Origin of the sequence: Bradyrhizobium sp. 132, assembly GCF_023074185.1 — a bacterium.
GTDB lineage: Bacteria > Pseudomonadota > Alphaproteobacteria > Rhizobiales > Xanthobacteraceae > Bradyrhizobium.
Genome location: NZ_JADPKY010000179.1, coordinates 1 through 910, shown reverse-complemented (window position 1 = coordinate 910; position 910 = coordinate 1). Strand labels below are relative to the sequence as shown.

General features: G+C 61.9%; 2 protein-coding genes. Both read right to left on the bottom strand.

Features of this window, described 5'->3' with window-relative positions; all coding sequences use genetic code 11:
• On the bottom strand, positions 1-488 hold a 488-nt coding region (locus tag IVA74_RS39775), incomplete at its 3' end, for a general stress protein (RefSeq protein WP_247353491.1).
• Between the two features lie 36 nt (positions 489-524).
• On the bottom strand, positions 525-818 hold the full coding sequence (locus IVA74_RS39770; protein WP_247353493.1) for a PepSY domain-containing protein: 294 nt from the start codon (positions 816-818) through the stop codon (positions 525-527).
• Positions 819-910: the final 92 nt, after the last annotated feature.

Below are 910 nucleotides of genomic sequence, written 5' to 3'. Positions count from 1 at the left end.
GACTGGTTCAGGATCGCGTCGTAGCGCGCGCGCTCCGCATCCGGCACACGAGCCGAAACCAGCGTGCCGCCGCGCCTCACACCTTCAGCGTAGAGTGGTGCTTCCTCATCGGATACGCCGGCCTGCGTTAACGCCCCGACGACTCCGCCCGTCGCGCCGCCGGCAACGGCACCGAGCGCGGTTGATGCGAGCCATCCGGCCGCCACGACCGGACCTAGGCCGGGGATAGCCAACAAACCAAGGCCCGCGAGCAAGCCGGCCGCGCCACCGAGACCCGCGCCGAGGCCCGCTCCCGTAGCGGCACCTTCCGCCCGATCGTCAACGCCATCGCGATCGCGATCGACCTTCTTGTCGGTGCTGTACCAGTTATCGGAATTGTTCGCGACGATGCTCAGATCCGAATGCGGCACGCCCGCGGCCTCCAGGCTCGTTACCGCGCGCTGCGCATCGGAGTAGTTATCGTAGAGTCGTGAAATCGTAACGGTCATAGTGAATTCCTTTCAATTTCGCTGCCGCGCGCCAGGTTATTTGGCCGCGTTCACGTTGCCCTGGAAATCCAGACTGACATTGGTCGAGGCGCCGCTTTTGCTGGCCTTTCCGCGCCAAACGCCGTTGTCGTCCTTCTTCAGGGATGTGACGTTGGTGTAGCCCGCCTCCTCGATCTTCGATTTGGCCTGGCCTTCGGTGAAGCTGTTGGCGCCTTCAACCGGCTTGCTGGAATTATTCTGGCCGGAACTGTTGACAGCATTATTGTTCGGCCGATCGGTCGCCGTCGGATTTTGTCCAAACGAGGGACCCGCCAGAAGCGAGGCAGCCATCAGCAGCAGAAAAGATTTCTTGTTCATTTCGTCCTCCAGTAGTGGCACGGCACAACATACGCCGGGCTGAGAAGTTCCAGGTTTTCCCGGTC

Bases quoted from the DNA above. Each gene is read 5' to 3' on its own strand.
- IVA74_RS39770 (WP_247353493.1), bottom strand. From the start codon at position 818: ATGGCTGCCTCGCTTCTGGCGGGTCCCTCGTTTGGACAAAATCCGACG.